The following is a 21159-nucleotide window of genomic DNA, read 5'->3' as shown; positions in this document are numbered from 1 at the left end:
AATAACTTGATGATTAAACAGTGAAATACACGTTACCTATCTGGTTTTGCGAAGACTGATTATTGATGACATGAACGGCCAATCGGCCTGATGAATAACCTAAGAAACAAAATGGCTCATTGAAGCCGGGGAGTTTTTAAGGTTCATCAGGCGCAGAACTCATCGTGGCGCGGGTATCCATACTCATAGAGACGCCGGATAGATTTAAGCAAGCCAACCATACATCAAAATGAGTGTTGCAAAAACGGGGAAGACCATAGATTTGTTTCGCCACCCGAAGGTTGATCCTTGCAGGCGAGGGATCTTTGTAGTAACAAGTTAATACATTATCGGTTGAGTTGAGCAGGGTCAAATTTTTGTTCGATAATATGTTGTGGAGGAACGGGCCATCATTTTTTTGATGAAAATAACTTCCGTCTGCTCATAATCTTAACAAGCTTGTAGAATGTCTGGGATTCTTATCTCATGACTTGCCTAGGTGAATTATTTCAGCCACCCTATGGGCTGGATAAACTCCTGCTATGGAAAATGGTAGAAAGCAAGGTGACTATTTGTTAACACTTACAGTTCTACTGCTCAAAAAGTGCCAATCACTCGGCTTGGGTAAATAGGGGCTCAACGGTAATAAAAAGACGTGGAGTCACGTGCAAGAAAGAAAAAATCACTCTTAGTTTGCCAAAAGGATACAATTGATTACAGTATCTAACCCAAACTAATACTCTCTAAATCCTCAATCATCTGTTTTATTACCTGTTCTACACACATGCCATAAGCATTAACATCCATATCTATTCTCCCCGATATATATTCAGAGTGTTCATCTAAAGTAATTTCAAAACCTGCTCGGCAAGTACCATTTGGTAGCAACTGAAGATTCATCCATTCACTATTTCCTAGAGGTATTCGTGTACCGTCACACCGTGAGTTCCAGGCATTAAACAGTTGAGGGAAAGGAAGTTCATAGGCTACAGTTCGAGGTGAAATACCATCGGGATACAAAGCAGCCGGTTCTATGTCCTGACGAGCAGATGCTTTGATTACGTCACGTTGCAGTCGATTAAACATACTTGGTAGCAATTCACCTGGCATATGATGAGTCGTGATCGGAACAGTGTTCGACAAAGGGCCAACAACGGTGAACTCATCGGAATTCTTTCGGTTGATAAACGGAACTCCTGTGACAACAGTAGCAACTCCACTGATCATACTGATTGCACGTTGGAAAATAGAGAATAACAATACAAATGGAGTGATACGACAAGCCCTTGCATAGACCAAAACACTACTACGCAATACAGAAGTGCTAAACCTTACACTCTGCATAACTCCTACCGAGCCATTCGGAGTTTCTCGGATCGCATCAAGGCCATACGGCCCCTGTTCTGGATAAACCTCAACTCGTTCCTGTAAACTTATCACTTGTTTTGATACACGAGTGTTCACCATATGGGCATATTCTATCCAGCATTTAGATATTCCAGACTTATCACGATAACATTGAACTATGTCTTCAATTAACAAATCAATTGATGCACCATCGCAGGTATAAGTCCAAAATCCTATCCACACGTGAATCCCAGTATCATCAATAACTGATGCTATTCTGAGTCCGGGTTCACTAGCTCTACTTGCTTGGTGAGCCAGGAATACCTCATCCGTTATGTCTGTATGCTTATAATTCAAGCGTTCCCAGAGAGCATTACGTAATTTAGTTTTGTTTGGAGCGTGACCAATAAGGTCATCACCTTCAATATCAAATTGAGCAGCTAAAACGGGATGCCGTATTAATGTATCAACAACTGCATTAAATACTCGCTCTGGCACACATCCTGGAGAAAAATCGAGTCGTAACGCCCCGGAATAAGCTCTCCCCGTTTTATCTAACATTGCTCCGATCCATTTTTCACGTAGGCTTACCGTACTAGGTACTACTATAGGAAGTTCATCCACAGATGAAATTAGATAGTTCTGGTACATAGAAGGCCCCAAATGTTTAATTTCAGTGTTTTCTATATCTAGACTAATGCATTACGCCTAATCCCAATAAGAACTGCCCCACCAATAAAAATCATTGCAGATAAAACAAATGCAGCTATGAAACCGTTAGATTCAATCGTCGAAATCCCAACCCCATCCGTAAAACTAATAGCAACAGCGACTAGAAGTGTCATTCCTCCTACCTGAAACAACTGTTGAATTGTTGTTGCTATGCCTGATCCAGCTCCAGCATCAGATTCAGAAAGCCCCGTAGTTGCGAGAGATTGTGCAACCGGAGCAACACAACCAAAACCAACAGACGTGACAAGCATCGCTGGCATCATTCCGATCCAGTAGTTTTGCACAGGTATCCCGATTGCAAACAATACGAAACCAAAAGCAGAGATAGATAGACCAAAAACAGCCGCAATCTGAGAATTCCACTTTTGAGTCATGAGTTGAGAGAGAAAAATTCCTGGGAAGAAGCCAAAACAGAATGGCAACCAAGCGAGGCCTGTTTGCAAAGGAGTCATCCCAATATAATCTTGCAGCAACAGAACACCGAGATAAAAAACAGCACCAGATGTTCCCGCTTGAATTGCAATAATAGCGTACCCTGTTAATCGTGGCGATCTGGTCATTAGTCGGGCAGGAATGATGCTATTATCAGAATGCTTACAACGCCTTAACACTGCGGTAACACCGAACAAGCCCAATAAGAACAGCATAATTCGGAGCCATAAAAGCTGTTCGATGCCAGATCCAATCAGACCAAGCACTGTTATACACACTGCAACCGCTAACATCAGAGCATTACTAAGATCCAACCGAGTAGATCTTTGATTAGAAAATTTTGGTATCACTAATACTGTAGCTATAGCTAGGATCAATACAATCGGTACATTAATTCCAAAGACCCAGCGCCATGAGAGCTGCTCTGTGATTACACCAGATAGCAGAACCCCAATTATTGAGCCAAGTCCACCAAGAGCAGCCCAGACTGAAAATGCTTTACCGCGATCAGGTCCCGAAGGGAATAGCAAGGATATCATCGCTAAGCCAGTCGCCGAAGCTAAAGCTTCACCAACCCCTTGTCCAGCACGACCCATGATTAAGATAGTAGCGTTAGGGGCGATCGTAGCCACAAGAGAACTTCCCCCGAAGATTGCAAGACCTACTTGGAATGTACGCAATACCCCATAGGCATCGCCTATCCGCCCTCCAAGTAATAGTAACGAGCCAGCAGTGATGAGATACGCGTTTACAATCCAAGTCAGAGATCCATCTGTAAGCCCTAGATCGTACTTAATCCGTGGTAGTGCTACATTTACTACGGTGGCATCAAGCAGTAATATTAACTGAATAATAGAAACGACACCCAGCGCTTGCCATTTCTTCTTGCTTACAGTATCCATAGTTCCTTCCTCTAAATTTTGGGATTCAATTAAAGCTGGTTCTATTCCGGTTAATACGCCCCATTTGTTTTTAGGATTAGTACTGCATGACCTTACGATTAACTAAAGCTAATGAATTTTGAATCATTTTGAGTCCATACTCCGTTCCTATACTTTCGGGATGAAACTGCACACTTTCGATGGGACGAATGCGATGACGCACAGCCATGTTCACCGCCTCTCCTTTAGTATATGCAGTCGCCACTAATTCATTTTCAATTCCAGAATTAATGATAGATAGTGAATGGTAACGCACAACATTAACAGGTGATGGGATATCACGAAAAATACCTTGACCATCGTGTTGCACCTGTGAATACTTACCATGTTTCACAGTAGGTGCTCGTGTAAGCTTCCAACCAAAATATTCCCCAATTGCTTGGTGGCCTAAACAAACCCCAAATATGGCCTGATCTTCACCCACTGCACGAATTATTTCAGGATAACCCTGCTCTTGAGGAGTTCCGGGACCCGGTCCTAAGACCAAAAGTTGTGGCTTCCATTTTTGATACTTACCTATTGGATCATCATTAACACGCACCACTTGCGTCTGTACCCCAACCATGGAGTAGTACTGCTCAATAACAAATACAAAACTGTCGAAAGCATCCACTAATAATACTTTCATACCCCTTCCCCCATTGCTCGAGCAAATGATTTGATCTTCGCACCAGTTTCCTCCCATTCAGCTGAGGCTTGCGAATCAGCAACAATACCCGCAGCAGACTGCAATACATAACAGCCAGAATTTCCAATAATTGTTCGTATCGTCAAAGCAAGAACTCCGCATTTTTCTCCCATAAGGTATCCCGCACATCCAGTGAACAATCCGCGTGGCATTCCTTCTAACTCCATAATAATTTCCATTGCTCGAATTTTAGGTGCCCCCGTCATTGTTCCAGCAGGGAAATTTGCTACAATCAAGTCCCATATATCACAATTATTACGAACCTTAGTTTCAATTGTAGAAACCAAATGGAGAAGTGAGCCATAGACATCTTCTTTCATAAACGAAGTTACCTTAACTCCGCCAGGAATCGCGCAACGAACTAAGTCGTTACGTGCTAGATCCACAAGCATCAGGTGTTCAGCCGTTTCTTTAGGAATCTGATCCAGCTGATTGCCTTTCATATCTTCCCGGGCCATAGTTCCAGCTATAGGGCGAACTTGAGCTACACCATCATGAACACGGATCATGAGCTCTGGGCTGGAAGATACTACGTGCTGATTATCAAGATCTAAATAGTACATGTAAGGAGCAGGATTAACTGATGCAAGTCGTTCATATAAGTCTATTGGAGGAATTGTTGCATTCGATACAGCACGACGACAAAGTTGTACCTGATAAATATCACCGGCTCTAATATATTCTTTTGCTCGTTCTACTGCGGAATAAAATGCGCTACGGTCAGTTAAGTCCCTAATAACACCAAAATTCCATGAATTGGTAGGTGTTAGGACTTCCCTTGGTTTGTTAAGTACTGCCACTAAAATTGTGGTATCTATAACCTCATCCGGGTTAAGCTTCAATACATCAATTTTCGCACCATTACCTGTGCCATCGTAGCGTATAACGTGTCGGTAGATACGGATCACTACTTCTGGTACTCCTTCCTCAGTACCCATTCCAGGTAGGTGTTCCACAAAACGAGCTGCACTATACCCTAGTACTAACATTAACGGGAAACCATCCGGCAGTGCGAGAATCTGTGTCACCTCCCGTAAACGTTTCCATAGAGGTTTATTGCGGTCATTTACCACTAATTCACATGCCGCAATGTACTCCTCAAAAGGGCCATTGCCCCTAATTCTCCACGTATCATTCACTAATATGAGTTCAAACAGTAAGTCGATCATGAACATCGTTTGTGAACCATCAACAGCTTGAAAACCAGTTCCAGTTTCGAACAAAGCTGGGTTAGGGTACAAACTGAGAAGTTCCTTCCGTACTTGTATTATCGGAGCGGCCCCTGGAATCTCATATTGTTCTACAATCCACGAATGTTTCAGATGCTGTTCAATCATAGGGTTGATTCCTCTTATCTTGAATGCGAGCATGCTTCCAGGATACATAGGCACCAGTCTCCGTTCTTGGATCCAACCGATCTACCAAATGTAGCCTAACTGGAACATTAAAAAGCTCCTCCATCTGCTTTTGAACCTGAGTAACTGATCGCCCCTCAATCTGAGCAATCATTGATATCTCTATCTCATCAGATCCGCTATTTGTCTCCAAAACCGTAACCTGGTATCCCCAAATCCGCTCAGCTGCCCTTAAAACAACAGATTCAATTGATGAGGGTAAAATCAAGCGGCCACCAAGTGTCATAACGTCATTGATCCGACCAAATACTTTCAAGCAACGGGAGTGGTTACCACAACTGCAAACCTCTGGTGACTGAAGATAAGCTAAATCTCCTGTACGAAACCGAATTAACGGCTTAGCCCCAGGTACTAGCATCGTCAGACATAATTCACCTACATCACCATCTAATCCAGAGATTGGAATAATTTCTGCAAGATAATTTGTCTCTGAAAAATGTAAGTTACCTTTTGAACAACCCGTCGCAATTGCATGAGCTTCTTGTGAGCCATATAGGCCATGAGTACAATGCGCATCCCATATATGGGATATATTTGAAAGCATTCCTGGTGTACATAATTCTCCAAGAACAAAAATCTGCTCCACTGAAGTTTTTTTAGGATCGACTCCAAGACTTATATAGAGACGAGCTAACGCCAGCGCTATTGCCGGAGAGCAAATTAATGAACGCACACCAAGATCAGTGATAAGGCTGGACGCTTTATCCAAACCAACTCGTGGACTTTCCGGCCACAATCGTACAAATGGAATCCCAAGATTCCGGCAAATTTCACCATAGGTATCCCCAAACGCATACAGTTCTGATGGGCCCATGATAGCAGTAAGAGCCTGCATCGTACCGAAAGTTGATTGGTATACCTCTTCGATAGCTCTTTGAACGTAGATTCCACTAGTTTCAACATCAATTGATGCCCGTGGGCATGGCGTTGGCTGCCCAGTGGTTCCTGTTGTTTCATAGTACATAGCTATCTCGTTGAATGGGACACAGCAGACAGCAGTACCTGCAGAACGAAGATCGTCTTTGGTAGTAAAAGGAATACCGTCAAGAATCTTGAATGAACTTGAAGAGCCTTGTTTATTATGTAGATGTTTGCGATAAAATGGCGATTTATCCGCAACATATTTCAGTATTTCTTGTACTCGTAATTCAGTTTTTTGATACAGACAATGAAGTTTTATTTGCCCATTCAAATATGCAGTAACATATTCAAGCCATTCCTGATGTAATTGCTTATTGGTCATGACAGACTCCTTTCTGCAATTTGTTCAGCACATTCGCGAATTGACTCGGTCAACATAATACTTTCAAGTGGAATTGAAATTTCAAATTTGGACTCTAATTCGATTTTAATCTTCATCGCAGTCAGTGAATTACCTCCTAAATCGAAGAAGTTGTCTTCAGGTAATACAACTGGTTCGGCAAGTTGGACTGAAACTACTCGTATAACTTCTCGTAAGATAGTCTGTTGATTTCTGATATTAGGTTCTTTCATGTCATCCCTCAGTATGTTACGCAAAGCTATTACATCCACCTTACCGTTTTTTGATAAAGGTAGTTTCGTCATGTGCTTAATAGTTTTTGGAATCATATAGGTAGGTAGATATCGTGTAATTACTTCACTGATAATGGTTTCATAGTTAGGAGTACCAATATAGGCCAATGCTATCTGTTTCGGGCGCCCATCTGGGCCAGGCAATGCCACTGCACACGCTCTGGATACCCCGTCACAGGATTGAGCTATGTTTTCGATTTCTCCAAGTTCTATCCTAAGCCCATTAATTTTGATCTGATTATCTATACGCCCAAGGATTTCAATTTCACCGTTAGGCAAATAGCGTCCCAAATCTCCTGTACGATAAATTCGATGTCTAGTTCTAGGATGATAAGCGAAAGCACGTTGAGTAAGTTCTGTCTGGCCTATATATCCACGAGCCAACGAAATGTCACTTTCTACCAGCATTTCACCTGGCACCCAGTCCGGACAATCTATCCAGTCGTCAGCAACAATGTGATATGCAGAATTTCGCATCGGCATACCATAAATAACTGAGCGAACTATGCTGCCTTCACATTCATTAATTTCATGTATAATTGACCAATTCGTGGTCTCTGTCGGCCCCCCACACGAAAACATCTGAGCAGAAGGGAAGAGCATTCTTGCTCGTGGTAATAATGACAGTGGGATCCAATCACCAGCCATTACTATTTTGGTTACTGACTCAATAATATATGTAGTACGAGCAACTTCAGCCACACTACATACGAGTTCCATAATAGCAGGAACACATGCCCAAAATGTCACCTTATGGCGACGATGTAATCGTAGCCAAGTGTCAGGATCTGGTCCAGCTGCTTGATCAGGCACCACGACTGAGCCGCCATGGACTAAAGGACCAAAAATATCAAATACTGACATATCGAAATGCAGAGCAGCAGTAGCGAGATGCCTGGTTGATGTATCCAGACCAAAACGTTCAACGACATCGCATACATGATTGACCACTGCGATCTCTGGAATTTCAACTCCCTTTGGATTACCAGTAGAACCTGAAGTAAAAATCACATATGGCGCATAGTTTTCACGAATGGGTTCAATAGCAGTTTCAGTATCTTGTTGAATCCAAATATTAAGGTTTGCAGTCGTACACTCTATCCTATGGATACCTTGGGATAATATAGTCTCTGGTGATGAGATTACAGTTTGTACCTCAGACTGTGTGAGCATTGCATCTATTCGCTCAAGCGGTAGATCAATATCTATAGGAACATAACCGACACCAGCCAGTAAACATCCATAAGCAGCAACATACTGCATCACTCCTTTAGGTAATACGATCCCGACAAATCGATCGCTAGGAGAGCAAACTTTCTTAATTAGAAAATTGACTTGTGCTGCTGCATTGCCTATCTCACCCCAAGAATATGTTCTATGGGCATCTATGACTGCTGCTTCATTTACACGATTTGAAAGACAATCTAAAAATAAGTCTCGCAAGTGAACTTCAGGCACTGATTTCTGTGTTGAGTTAACAATATTTCGTATAGCAATCTGCGATGCTGGCCGTAAGTCAAGCCATGTACGTTTCCAAATTTCTGAATCACATGCTAGCTGTTGCAGTAATTTACAAAATGCACCAAACATAGCTTCAATTACATCAGGGCGAATAACGCCTGTAAGATAGTCCCACTTGAAATATAACACCCTATCTGATTCTCTGACCTGAACATCCAGCGTCACTTGCGGAGTTTGCGACACCCCGAAGACTTCTTGGCCTAACCGAGCAACATCGTGTCGTCCAGGATGACCAAGAAGGCTTGTCAACACTACTGGCATCAATGGTGCACGCCCATTTCTCCGTATCCGAGACAGTTCTCGTAATACCTCAACACCAGTAAAAAGCCTATGATCAAGTGCATTCCAGATCGCGTTCTGTAGTTTCTGACCACGCTTCTCGAGTGTATCGTCAGTGATAGTTTCGTAAGGAACAAGTAATGTGTTAGTGAAATCTCCAACAACTAAATCAATATCATCACTAACTGGCATTCGATCTGAGACAGGGAAATTTAATGTAAACCGATTTTCTTCGCTCCAACAACGTAGAACTTCACACAAGACCAAAGCTACAACCCCTGAAGGTGAAATATTTCGTTCTTGAGCTTGGGCTTTTAATCTATCCCAAGATTCTTGTTCGAGTGTACCTTCATATCTTTCAAATCTTGAGGGGACAGCAGATTCTCCTATTTCAAGCTGCGGTAATTGAGGGGCTGACGGCAAGTCTACGATTTTTTGTAACCAATATTCTCGATCAGCACGATATTGTTCGCTTTGAATAACTTTGTGCCTATAAGCAATATAGTCGAAAAATGAAGTTTTAAGTTTTGGTAACTGAGGATTTTCCTCAATATATAAGTCGATCAAATCAGGAATCATAACCTGAAATATTGACCATGCATCAGCGATCAGCATGTCAATACTGAAGTGCACTCTACTTAAGTGCGAGCTAATCTTACTCACGACAAACTTAAATAAGGGCCATTGCGTTGTTCCAATTTCATCATCCGCCATACGGCGACGTATTAGATTAATTTTGTCATTTATTTCACTATCGGGAAGACCACTCAGATCTATATATTCGACTGCCTCACGTCCATTGACTACACCAATTTGCTGATAACCGTTTTCATTAATCGTCATTCGTAACATTGGGTGGCGGTCAACTAACAAACTCACAGCACGTACAAATCTTTCTTGTTTCAGGTCTTCTACTTCCCACTCAAAATATCCTTGGCAGCCAACACCACCGTAATCGAAGTCAGATCCACGCCCAATCCACAGAGCTTGCTGACTTTCATTAAGCGTAAAAGACTGTAGCTGTTTGTCGGCTGGCAGATGTTCAAACGTTGGTAACTTGCTGTTACGTGAATCGTTGCCCAAACGTATAAGATTCGACAACACAGGCTCTTCGAGAAAGGCGCTCATCTCTATATGAATTCCATGCTTACAAGCAAGTTCGCCCAACATTCTCATCGCTCGTAAGGAATCTCCACCAGTGCTAAAGAAATTAGATTCAAGGGTTGCCTCATTACATCCCGTCCAATTCAACCAACAGGAACGCAACACATTTTCAATTTCCGTGCTTGGAGAGAAAATAGTATCCGTCATATCTGGCTCAGCCGGAGATATCTTCAGAGCGCGATAGTCCACCTTACCGTTTCGTCCCATTGGTAGCACATCAACAACTATTCGATTCGGTTGAGCTGCGGGTTTTAACCTCTTACTAAGATGTTTACGTACGGTATCTATGACATCCATGCTTCCCGTAGTGTATAAGACAGGTTCAATAAATAGCACTAGAGTTATTCCAGTATCGTTGGTGAAGCAAATTGCGGCAGCTTTTGCTACTCCAACGACTTCAAGAGCAGAAATTTCTATTTCTATTAGATCTATCCTATGTCCGCGAATTTTTACGATCGAATCCAATCGCCCAAAAATTTCGACGGTGCCATCCAAACTCATCCGTGCTCGATCTCCAGTGAGATATTGCAATGCTGAAGTATCATCGAATATATTCGGATGGAAAGATTTCCTAGTATCCTCAATATTGATATAGCCTACAGAGAGAGTTTCTCCGGTAATAACTAATTCTCCAACACAATTCGCTGGGAGTTCTTGACCTGTATTATCAACTACATACATATTTGCTCCAGCGACTGCGTGTCCCACAGAAGGCAACAAAGTGTGACGCCGAGGAGATGACAAATTTCCAATCGAAACCACCGCAGCTTCTGCGGAACCATAAACATTGAATACTTGGTAGCTGAGATTAATAGGAGGCCATTGTTTACATCTCTCACCAGCAATCAACATAGTGTGCAGGTTCGTTTGCCATTCACCAGCCCAAAACGCTTCAGCAATAGATGTCATTATTAGTGTATGTGTAACATTGTTCTTTACAAACCAAAGAGCTAGTAGCCTTATATCCTGTAAGATTTCAGATGAAGGAATACATACTGTTCCACCTGCATATAACACTGGTAGAGGATCAACCTCAACCATTCCATACCCCGGTGATGTCAACCATGTTCCTCGTGAATTTTCCCCCAGCTCGGCACATTTAATAACTGCATCAAGTGTGGCAGCCATCCCACGATAGGATAAACAAACAGCTTTGGGTCGACCTGTCGTTCCAGAGGTACCAGAAATGAAGCACTCCTCATTGGTCGTTTCAATCCAATTACCACATTCCCAGTCAATCTGTGTTAGCTGCATATCTTCTTTACCTATTTCACCTATTTCCAATATAGGACAGCTTGTGAGATTGCGTGCCCTTTCTACCATACTGCCAGTAGTCAGCACTGAGTCGGGAAGACATTCCTGAAGAAAGTTACATATCAAATCATTAGGGTTAGCAGGATCTATTAATACACAAGTTCCACCCATTCTCTGGGCAGCAATAATTGAAGCCAAATGTTGCCAACCCCGTTCTAGAAAAAGAGCAATCCTCGGCTGTAAACATTGGAGGGATGTCTGCTTACGCACCTGCTGTATTATCATGCTGGAAGAATTCCAAAGCTCGGCGTAAGTCAAAGTCTTACCATTATTATCATCCACGATTGCCAAGGCTAATGGCCTCATCTGCACGTGATTAAATATATTTTCTATCAATGAATTACGCAGAATTAATTCATACAGAGGGCGTGTAGGTAGAGTCTCAGGCATAGGAATTGCTATAGGATGAAATACCCGTGTACATGCGAAGAGTGTAACTTTTCGTAAGTGTTCACGAGCAGCTTGGTCAATCCGATCTTTCCTCACAGACAGGACACACTTATCTCTCTTTGCCACAAGCCATACTAATGATTCCAAAGGTGGAGAATTTTGGCCATCAGCCACCTCTATATCAGCAGCATGGGGTAGAACATTTGGTTGTGTCAGCTCTGTTATTTTACGCAGCTCTGCAATATAGGTACGAACATCATCAACACCACATAGCTCATTCGTATCAATTTCAAGATAATTTACTGAAATATCAGAGTATATTCCTATAGTTATTTTTCCTTCAGTGCTGAGTAAAGACCCCAACATTGCAGCAATAACAATAAGGCTATCGACAGATGCAACAAATCCATCAGGTAAAAGAATTTCCTCTTCTACCCGTTCAACCAATGTTGGTTGATCAGTGGAACAACATTCAAAAGCATCCCATATTGTCCGAGCAGTACGGGGAAACTTCCCAAATTTCTTGTTATCTAACCGATTATTATTTAGTTCAGGTGCTGTTAATATCATGTCATTCTTCATGTCATCCAACCTTATCCATTGTAAATTATTTGGTTATTAGGATCGTAGAATGCTCCGATTCGGTTAGCCCAAATTGAGGCAGCTTTTTGAATATCTTCTTGTTCCTTGCCTGTAACATTTGAGAGATCAATCTGAATAGAACGTTTGGAACCATTAACTTTCATACCCCAGGTAGCCACAGCCCGTGCTCCCATTAAAACAACTGGGAGACCATTTCCCGCTGCATCGTATCCACCAACTTGATCAAGCCCGAGACAAATACGTTGTCTTGAACCAGGGGCATACCCCATTACCAACGGATCCCAAGCAGGCAAAAAACGCACATCAGTATTTAGTTTCTGAGCTGTTTTGGAAATACAATGCTCAAACAGCTTTTGCCTAGTTATACTTATCCACATTCCTCCCCCTATCTCGCACGCCCTAGAGTTTTCCATAAGCCAACGAGACTTTTCCTTGGAAACTGATAGCCACCAAGCTAAGTCATCGATTGTGACTGGCCCATAATGTTCAACGTAACGAACAGCAATGCCCTGCAATAGCCATTCATTAGTTAATAATGTGTCATTGCTTTGGAGCAGTTCACTAGGAGCAGCAGCATATAGCCACCTGTTAGACCAAATATTTGGAGGAGGGATCCGAATTAAAACGCCGTCGTAAGTAGCAACAGAGACGCACGCACGAGCCTGAGAACCAGTTAATCCAAGAGCGTTCCCAATATCTTGCAAGCGGACAGGAGCACTTGTAGTGAATTCCGTAAGATCAGGTAATATTTGCCTATAATCTGCCAAAGTAAGGCCGACATCACGCAACCGCCACTCATGATTGGCCAAAGACAAACGTGTAGCACTAAATACCGTTGCGGCCAAAGATTGTGGGAGTAAAAACTTTGAGCGTCGCATTCCTGGTATCCGAACTAACCCAGGATCAGCTTCCATAGAAATAGCTTTTGTTCGCGCAATATTATTATTGCGCGTCAAAAAAGCTAGCCAACTGGTTGGACGAGTTGAATATACACCAACATAAGCCTCAGCGACTTCCTTTACAGTTGCTCCTTTAAAGCGCTCAAAATGTTCCGATATAATCCATTCAGATAAAAAATTGTTAGGTATCCCATCCCAGTTAATCTTGCTATGCTTCATTTTTCTGTGTCCCTCACTCATTAGGAGGATGTTAGTCACTTAAAATCACATTAGAATAAGAAGGCACAAATACCCATAACTCATACAAGTGACATGGCAGAATCCGCATACGTCATTCCCATACTGCCCGTATGTGAACATTATCTAGTACATATCGAGCTTTGATGGGACGTAAAATTCACCATTTTCATTCATACGATGACGCTCTCCAGGCTCTAAAACCTGTAATGCTTTTTGTCCCGTTAGCTGTTCGTATTCACGTATGAGTTGAGTCATCGATACCATTCGGTCGAGCATCCGACGCAGCATCTCCATTCCTTCTTGATCTCTAAGCACTTCACCTTTTTTGTCGCCCATCAAGATAGCTGGAAAACCATACCCAACTACAATCATTCGATTCAAGAGCGCACATTGGAGCATTTGATTGTAAACTTCGACATGTCCCATCCTCCGCCCTGTAACCATTACCCCAGCCACCTTATTAGTTAGTGTTCGATTATGTCGCAAAAAACCAGTTCCAATACGCTCTAAAAAAGCAGACATTAAAGGGGTTGCACCAAACCCATGCACTGCACATGCAAAAATAACACCATCACTAGCTTCCATTAGGTGAATTGCATGTGCTGCATCATCATTTTGTACGCATGGCTCATTACGAAAATTACAGTCTCCGCACGCTCCACATGGTTCAATTTTAAATTTGGCTAAAGAGAAAACATCTAGAATAATGTCTTGCTTTTCCAGATAATGTTTTGCCCATTCTAGAGCCTGCGTATTGTTTCCATCTATTCGCTCTGATCCATTAATAGCGACATACCTGATTTTATTCGTCATATTCTTTTCCATAGTATCCATTAACCCAATTCATAACCGACATAACATTTTCTAGATATTAATCAATTAGTTATCCAGTTATTTAATATTCCATGTAATTGATTAAAGGATACATTGTGCATAATGTCTCGGCCTCTGAACGAAACTCTTTATGTATAGCGGGGTCTAGCACAAATTTATGCTCATCAAGCGGCTTCACTGCATTCAATATCCGACAAAACAAATCAACAAGTTGAACGCATCCTAGCTGGTCTATATGGCGTTGTGCCAAGGATCCCGTACCAATACGTAACCCACTTGTGACGAATGAAGGACGAGTCTCTCCAGGTACTCGATTCTTGTTAACTATAATTCCACATTGTTCTAACGCCGATTCAGCAATGGAACCAGTGATAGAACCATACAGACGAATTAGAATTGTGTGGTTCTCAGTCCGTCCCCCTATAACTTCATAGCCATGCTTCTGAAATTCGCTTGCTATTGTGTCAGCTATGATTCGGATTCGTTCCATATAAGCGTCAAACTCTGACGACATTGCATAGCCAAAAGCTGCTGCTTTCGCAGCAATCATATTGACAGCTGGGGCTCCCTGCATTCGAGGGAATACTGCTTGTTCCAAAGTACGTGCAAAGGTTGTTTTCAAGCCTAAAACCTTTTCGTTGGCATCACGTCCAGACATAATCAAACCACCGCGTGGTCCTGCAAGTTGTTTATGAGTACAAGTAGTAGTTATGTGTGCGGAATTGATTGGGCTAGGGTGTCGTCCAGTTGCAACAAGTCCCGCAATATGCGAAATGTCAGCAAGCAAAATTGCTCCTGTTTCATCGGCAATTTTTCTGAACTGCTCAAAATCTACAATTCTTGAATAAGCGGTAGCACCACAGATAATTATACGAGGATGATGGATATGAGCTAACCTTCTCACTTCGTCATAATCTATAAGCCCTTCTGGTGTGGTACCATATCCAATTGCTCGGTAATATGTACCCGAAAATGTAACGGGGCTACCGTGGGTAAGATGCCCCCCATGATCAAGGCTCATTCCTAGCAAAGTATCTCCAGGCTCAAGTAAAGCTGAAAGCACCTGATAATTTGCACTTGATGCTGAATGCGACTGCACACCGGCATATTGAGCACCAAATAACTCCTGCGCTCTTCTGATGGCTAAGGATTCGACTAAATCAACATTCTCACATCCTGCATGATACCGCCGACCAGGAATTCCCTCTGCCGTAACATTGACCAATGCAGAAGCTGACGCTGCCAAAATTCGAGGAGTAACCGCACAGCAAGACGCGACCAGTGACAATGTTCGGTGTTGACGCCTTACTTCGTCATCTAAGATCTTCGCAAGTTCTTTATCTTGTATTTCTAAATCCGCCAAACCTCTTTGTAGTAGACTAGCTTGGTTTTGGAGTAATTCATTATTGACCATCATTCTGTATACCTTCTTTTTCTATTGCGTGTTGCAAATGAAATTACTGTGTCTGCAACTTCTCTAGAATGAGTACGCATAAAATAGTGCCCACCGCCGATTAAATTTTTTGAATCAACAACATCAATAAAATTTTTCCATTTTTCTACTGTGTCACTGAACTTAGGTGTAGCAGGATCTGCATCACCTAACAGTACCAGTGCGGGTATCCCACGAGCTGGGTGCTGTGCTAAAGTTTTATATGCCTCCGCAGCGATTAAGTGATCTCTTCTGCCTCGGATTAACATCTCATCAATTTCCGTATCAATCAGCCCGGTAAACGCACCTAAAGATCTTAAATATTGGCTCCATGTATGGTCTGAAGTTTTTTCGTATTCGCTTATTGCCATATCAGGATCATCCATTGGATTTGATGCCGCAACCACAAGAGATAGAGAGGTAACCATAGATGCTGTAGCTGAAGCTAGGCAGCCAGCCAGTGCTGCGCCAGCACAATGTCCATAAACAATGAATTGATTAGAATCAATTTTTTCAATCTCATTAACGAGTGTACTAACCAGTGTAGAGAAATCTGATGAGTCTCCGATTTCAAAATCACCAAAATCCACCCCAAATACACGCACATCCCTATTTTCACGAAATAGATCTTTATATGCTGTAGGATCTCCTCCTCCAAATGGAACTCCAATTACTACAATCGATCCATTGGAGGAATTCTCGTCGTATAGAGGAATAAGCCGCGCACTACGATTAATGGATTCAGAGAGGATATACTTAGCTAAATCTCCTGCAGTTGGATTTTCGAAAAGAGATACGATCTGTAAATTTCCCCCTAACCGTGATACCACACGAATAGCATCAAAAGAGTCACCACCAAGTCTGAAGAAATTATCATTTGTGGAAACAGACTCGATCTTAAGAACATCACAAAATACAGTAGCTATCCGCTCTATTTCGTCGGCAAGTTTTTTTTTACTTATTTCAATATTTTCAATCATTTTATTTCCTTCTCTCTATCCGAAAGTTCATAAGCTAGTTCATTGAGTAAGTCGTCTACTGCAGCCCTACTACAAAATGCTCCCTCTATTTCCAATCGAATCTCTGAAGCATTTATTCGTTTGATGTCTATGCCCACAGGAAATGTAGAACTTATAACTTGAGAGGAAGGGATTCCACGGGATGCGGCTCCATTGATAAACAACTCGGACACACGACAGCATGTAAGCACCTCACGCAAAACCGAGCTATATCGCGCACAAGCCTCTAAGCTGGTCTTCAGCTTGCTAGGAGTGCATTTTGTCCACCCAAAAGGAATTGCAAAGAGCCCTGTCATCATACCGATAGCCCCTGATTCGTGTGGTAAACGCCAACTACGCGATGAACATACCGTGTTCCCTTCCTGTACCACATCTGTTGTATTACGTAGCACCTCAAGAACTATTTCTATAAGTTGCTGTTCCTTATTAATGTTCTCAGTTTGAACTATGCGGTGTAGACTTATCCGCTCCACTCGCGTATTCCACGCTAATCTCCCTATTCCTGACAGCCGCACAGGTATCATTGGATGATCACATATCTCTTCTAGTAGTACTCGATGATCGTCTTTTGCTGCCATAAGTTGGCGCTCCACATAACTACAATAGAGCTGCCGACCTTGTTTCATATTGTGTAGCGCTAACTCTATCTTTCCTGCATATGCCATCTGTACTAGATCACTAACGATCATAAGGGTATGTTCATCCGCAAGCGCATGATGTATAGAAAGACAACAGTGCTGGTAATCCCCCCTCAATACGTTGTACATCGCGAATAGTACTGTTCCGGATCTAACTGCTAATTGTGTCAGCCGCAAGACTTCATGATCTGTTACCTCATGACTTTCAATTGCTTTAATATCAATATATTGCTCTATTTTTTCACCCCATCCAGCGACCACAAGTTCACGCAAAAATTCTTTATCCAAGAGTCTCCCCTTCAGTTTTATGATCGTGGATACTTCTTGTAAAAATCCCGAATAAAATGCATGAGCAACCACAGCTTTCGCCTCAGCACTTAGATTTAGGGGAACATTTGTCAACGTTTGCATTACCCTCAACCATTCTGTGGTTTCTCTATCAGATAAAATAGGAAATATTTTTTTTGACATATTCACTTCACTCCTCAAAACCACTTATTAACCAGTGGAAAAGACATTCACAGTAAATTAATACTGTGTTTACCTTTCTTATATTTGCTTAGAAACGAGGCGTGCTTCATCTTTCAATAGATAGAGAGTGTTCATACATTATGGGTAAACAAATGAATACTCCTCAACTTTTTTCTGAATACATATCAAGCAATTACAGTAAGTTATATATACATATAAAAACCAGAGTTATTATTCTTTTTTAATAAATATTTATTTCATTGTATATTCTATAATGAATTAACCATATTAATAATAAAATCAAAACAATATAAAAAATCTAAGCACTAAAAAATTAAGCATTAAAATTCAAAATTTAGTATAAAACAAGACTTATGCATCCATTCAAAACAATATTATTTCTCGCAACTGTCATATATAGTATCTAATCTCTCTTTATATTTTATACCATGGCATTTTTCAACAATACATAAACATTATAACTACAACATTTTTAAATTTATAAATTTACATCAACTCGAACTCTGCGCTCACTTAACTTTTTAATTTTAATACTCATATATTAAATCATAATCACAATATAGAAAACACACTAAGACGTTATATCTAAAAAAATCAATAAGAAAAATTAAGGCTAAACACGACTATCTTAATAGACTTATTTCTATAAATTAAAAGCAGTTTTAAAGAATAAAGTTATAAGGCAATTGACTTACCCACACAAAAACAATCACTATTTATCATTAGCATGTTTATACCAAAAATTAATTTTGACAACAAAAGAAAAACAATTAACAAATTGAAAACCATTAATATTTTGGTTGTTTTTCTAAATTATCATTAAACTTTTTCTTTCAATGTCTATAACTCAAATTAATTGAGACATCTGTTGCATTTTTTGTTTTTCATAATTAAATTAATTTACATTTAAATAATATTTACTATAACATTCTTAATAAATATAGTTATAGTATATTTCTCCTGCCACTGTGGTTATTACATTGTAGGTTTTCATATACCACAAATGATAAATTATTTTTAACCTTCATCCCGTATGGAAATATTAACAATACTTTATATTTAATAATATTATAAAAGCAACAATAACGATATTAACTAAACATATTTTCAGAGGTTATATATGAATTCGCATTATTTTAGATTCTTACCAAACTTGCCTATTCCTAACCAACTACTTTATAAAATAAAACTTAATAATAAAGTTATATTACATATTAACAATAGCAGAGAAATCATTAAAAAAATTTTAACGGGAAAAGATGAACGGTTATTAGTAATTATTGGTCCCTGCTCTGTCCATGATGAAGAAGCGTGCCTAGATTATGCATGGCGATTAAAAAATATAATGCAACAATACCAAGACTCATTATTTATCGTAATGAGAACCTACTTAGAAAAACCTAGAACAACGTTAGGATGGAAGGGCTTTATTTCTGATCCCAATTTAGATGGTTCAGCTCACTATGCAGAAGGTTTATACCGCTCGCGAGAGCTTCTTTATAAAATCAATCAACTGGGAATAGCTACAGCTACAGAAATTCTCAATCCATATTTATACCCTTATTACTCTGATTTAATTAGTTGGGCAGCTATAGGTGCAAGAACAACAGAATCACAACCACACCGAGAGCTTGTATCTGGGTTACCCTATGCTGTTGGTTTTAAGAATAGCACCGATGGTAACATTCAAGTGGCTATAGATGCCATTAAAACGGCCAGACACTCGCACGTAACTTGTACCATTAACAATTTTGGTCAACTATCACTGGTATCTACACCAGGTAATCAGCATGTGCACATAATTCTTCGGGGTGGGAAGGCTCCCAATTATCATGAGCTTGACATTATACAGCTTAATGAAACACTAAAAAAACAATGTATTAACCAAAGTGTTATGATAGATTTGAGCCATGGTAACAGTCAGAAAAATCATAAACAGCAATTAATAGTAGCTGAATCTGTATGCCAACAAATAGAAAAAGGCTCTGTATCCATAAGAGGAGTGATGGTTGAGAGCTTTATTAAAGAGGGTAATCAACCGTTGAGCAAGCCTTTAGTTTATGGGCAATCTATCACTGACGCTTGTTTGAGCTGGCAAGATACTATAACGTTACTTAGTAAATTTCATGAGACGGTGCTCACCAAATACCAAGTTACAAAAAAGTGAAGGTAACTTTTCCCACACAAGACGCGGTAGGTTATAAATAGTATCTGCTCCCTTATGCTGTTACTTTCCCTTCGACAACATCTTTTGCATCACCATTTGCCCGAACAAGCCGGCAGACTGCCTGACCTGTCCCACGCCCTGGCTCATCATGCCCGCCATATCGCCCATCCGCACACCCGCCCAGACCAGTGCCCCCAGCCAGACCATCGGCAACACAATAAACAGCGTGCCCATCACCAGCCCCATAATCAAATCATCCGAGGTGTTCTGAAATCCCGCCAGATTCAACAGGCTGTGGGTGTCTGAGCCATACAGGGCATCCAGTAAATAGCTGTCCAGCCAGCGGGCAGTTTCCCACCAAAAGGTCAGGAAATTCAACGCAAACAGGGCGAACGTCAGTGTGAGTACCGTCTTAAATTCATAGGTGGCAAACAGCAGGATCAACGGGATCAGGATATACAACGCCATCAGGATCACCGCCTGTATCATCGGCAAAGCCTGACGCACCGCATCAAACGCCGGCATGCTGAGGAATCCCCCCAGCAGAGTCCCCGCAGAAGACCCCACTCGATTTGATCTGTCCCAGACCGTAAAATCGGCATTGCCGCCATACCCCGCATACACATAGCCGTCCTGAGACATTGTCAAGTTAACGGGGCTGACTAAACGGCGGATCACCGCTTCTTGATATTCACGGGTTTCTTTGCCCAGCATTTTGAGGGCTGCCGACAGACGCAACCACAATCCCGGATCAGCCTCGGCCAATACCCTGGCCTTCAGTCCGGTTTTAGGGGTTGACCACCAGGCCTGACAGGTGGGATAACCGCCCTGCCCGGTATTGGGCCGGCCACTGTCCCGGCTTTCATTCCACGGAAATAGTACCCTGGGCATTCGGGATTGCAGCGTCCGGTAATCGCCGGATAAGAAGGTGCGACTGCCCAGCCAGTCAATATTGATGTGGTTCAATGATTTTGGTCACCGTTATAGAGGTGATATTCTCACTTCGATAATTCAACAGGTGACATAATGAAAAGAAGTTTCAGCCCCGAATTTAAATTGGAATCAGCACAGTTAGTGCT

Annotated in this window: 12 protein-coding genes and 1 pseudogene; 1 reads left to right on the top strand and 12 read right to left on the bottom strand. The window is 41.4% G+C overall.

Annotation, left to right across the window (positions count from 1 at the left end; genetic code table 11):
* Positions 1-702: 702 nt before the first annotated feature.
* From Xenpb_RS17850 to Xenpb_RS17800, 11 genes are all read right to left on the bottom strand, one after another.
* Complete coding sequence (locus Xenpb_RS17850; protein ID WP_187655515.1) at positions 703-1977, bottom strand: condensation domain-containing protein; 1275 nt, start codon at positions 1975-1977, stop codon at positions 703-705.
* Positions 1978-2015: 38 nt separating this feature from the next.
* Positions 2016-3392, bottom strand: coding sequence for an MFS transporter (locus tag Xenpb_RS17845; RefSeq protein ID WP_187655514.1), 1377 nt, complete (start codon positions 3390-3392; stop codon positions 2016-2018).
* Positions 3393-3468: 76 nt separating this feature from the next.
* Positions 3469-4059, bottom strand: a complete 591-nt coding sequence (locus tag Xenpb_RS17840) for an aminodeoxychorismate/anthranilate synthase component II (protein WP_187655513.1) — start codon at positions 4057-4059, stop codon at positions 3469-3471.
* Positions 4056-5456, bottom strand: a complete 1401-nt coding sequence (locus Xenpb_RS17835; protein WP_187655512.1) for an anthranilate synthase component I family protein — start codon at positions 5454-5456, stop codon at positions 4056-4058. The genes Xenpb_RS17840 and Xenpb_RS17835 overlap by 4 nt, the downstream gene beginning before the upstream one ends.
* Entirely contained in the window at positions 5449-6777 is a 1329-nt protein-coding gene (locus Xenpb_RS17830; protein WP_187655511.1) for a phenylacetate--CoA ligase family protein, read from the bottom strand. The genes Xenpb_RS17835 and Xenpb_RS17830 overlap by 8 nt, the downstream gene beginning before the upstream one ends.
* The gene (locus Xenpb_RS17825) at positions 6774-12338 is read right to left on the bottom strand and encodes a non-ribosomal peptide synthetase (RefSeq protein WP_222943039.1); all 5565 of its coding nucleotides are present in this window, start codon (positions 12336-12338) and stop codon (positions 6774-6776) included. Before Xenpb_RS17825 ends, Xenpb_RS17830 begins: the two co-directional genes overlap by 4 nt.
* An 11-nt stretch (positions 12339-12349) precedes the next feature.
* Positions 12350-13477 carry a crosslink repair DNA glycosylase YcaQ family protein gene (locus Xenpb_RS17820; protein ID WP_187655510.1) on the bottom strand — a complete coding sequence of 376 codons (1128 nt, stop codon included), beginning with the start codon at positions 13475-13477 and terminating at the stop codon, positions 12350-12352.
* 144 nt (positions 13478-13621) lie between these two features.
* On the bottom strand, positions 13622-14323 hold the full coding sequence (locus Xenpb_RS17815) for a flavodoxin family protein (RefSeq protein WP_222943038.1): 702 nt from the start codon (positions 14321-14323) through the stop codon (positions 13622-13624).
* Between the two features lie 70 nt (positions 14324-14393).
* Positions 14394-15749: a serine hydroxymethyltransferase gene (glyA, locus tag Xenpb_RS17810; RefSeq protein WP_187655509.1), complete on the bottom strand. Its 1356-nt coding sequence runs from the start codon at positions 15747-15749 to the stop codon at positions 14394-14396.
* Positions 15746-16744: an alpha/beta fold hydrolase gene (locus Xenpb_RS17805; protein WP_187655508.1), complete on the bottom strand. Its 999-nt coding sequence runs from the start codon at positions 16742-16744 to the stop codon at positions 15746-15748. The genes glyA and Xenpb_RS17805 overlap by 4 nt, the downstream gene beginning before the upstream one ends.
* Complete coding sequence (locus Xenpb_RS17800) at positions 16741-17892, bottom strand: hypothetical protein (protein ID WP_187655507.1); 1152 nt, start codon at positions 17890-17892, stop codon at positions 16741-16743. The genes Xenpb_RS17805 and Xenpb_RS17800 overlap by 4 nt, the downstream gene beginning before the upstream one ends.
* Before the next feature lie 1141 nt (positions 17893-19033).
* On the opposite strand from Xenpb_RS17800, the gene Xenpb_RS17795 reads away from it, so the two are divergent.
* On the top strand, positions 19034-20080 hold the full coding sequence (locus Xenpb_RS17795) for a 3-deoxy-7-phosphoheptulonate synthase (RefSeq protein WP_187655506.1): 1047 nt from the start codon (positions 19034-19036) through the stop codon (positions 20078-20080).
* A 60-nt stretch (positions 20081-20140) separates the two neighbouring features.
* Here the strand turns inward: Xenpb_RS17795 and Xenpb_RS17790 are convergent.
* Positions 20141-21034: pseudogene (locus Xenpb_RS17790) on the bottom strand (conjugal transfer protein TraG N-terminal domain-containing protein); the annotation flags it as partial.
* Positions 21035-21159 lie beyond the last annotated feature (125 nt).

The sequence above is a fragment of the Xenorhabdus sp. PB62.4 genome, from assembly GCF_014467285.1.
Lineage (GTDB): Bacteria > Pseudomonadota > Gammaproteobacteria > Enterobacterales > Enterobacteriaceae > Xenorhabdus.
The sequence above is the reverse complement of the archived record's forward strand: the minus strand, read 5'-3'. Positions and strand labels throughout refer to the sequence as shown.

Coding starts and splice junctions, on each gene's coding strand:
- Xenpb_RS17835 (WP_187655512.1), bottom strand. CDS start 5,456: ATGATTGAACAGCATCTGAAACATTCGTGGATTGTAGAACAATATGAG.
- Xenpb_RS17845 (WP_187655514.1), bottom strand. CDS start 3,392: ATGGATACTGTAAGCAAGAAGAAATGGCAAGCGCTGGGTGTCGTTTCT.
- Xenpb_RS17815 (WP_222943038.1), bottom strand. CDS start 14,323: ATGGAAAAGAATATGACGAATAAAATCAGGTATGTCGCTATTAATGGA.
- Xenpb_RS17825 (WP_222943039.1), bottom strand. CDS start 12,338: ATGAAGAATGACATGATATTAACAGCACCTGAACTAAATAATAATCGG.
- Xenpb_RS17795 (WP_187655506.1), top strand. CDS start 19,034: ATGAATTCGCATTATTTTAGATTCTTACCAAACTTGCCTATTCCTAAC.
- Xenpb_RS17820 (WP_187655510.1), bottom strand. CDS start 13,477: ATGAAGCATAGCAAGATTAACTGGGATGGGATACCTAACAATTTTTTA.
- Xenpb_RS17805 (WP_187655508.1), bottom strand. CDS start 16,744: ATGATTGAAAATATTGAAATAAGTAAAAAAAAACTTGCCGACGAAATA.
- glyA (WP_187655509.1), bottom strand. CDS start 15,749: ATGATGGTCAATAATGAATTACTCCAAAACCAAGCTAGTCTACTACAA.
- Xenpb_RS17800 (WP_187655507.1), bottom strand. CDS start 17,892: ATGTCAAAAAAAATATTTCCTATTTTATCTGATAGAGAAACCACAGAA.
- Xenpb_RS17840 (WP_187655513.1), bottom strand. CDS start 4,059: ATGAAAGTATTATTAGTGGATGCTTTCGACAGTTTTGTATTTGTTATT.
- Xenpb_RS17850 (WP_187655515.1), bottom strand. CDS start 1,977: ATGTACCAGAACTATCTAATTTCATCTGTGGATGAACTTCCTATAGTA.
- Xenpb_RS17830 (WP_187655511.1), bottom strand. CDS start 6,777: ATGACCAATAAGCAATTACATCAGGAATGGCTTGAATATGTTACTGCA.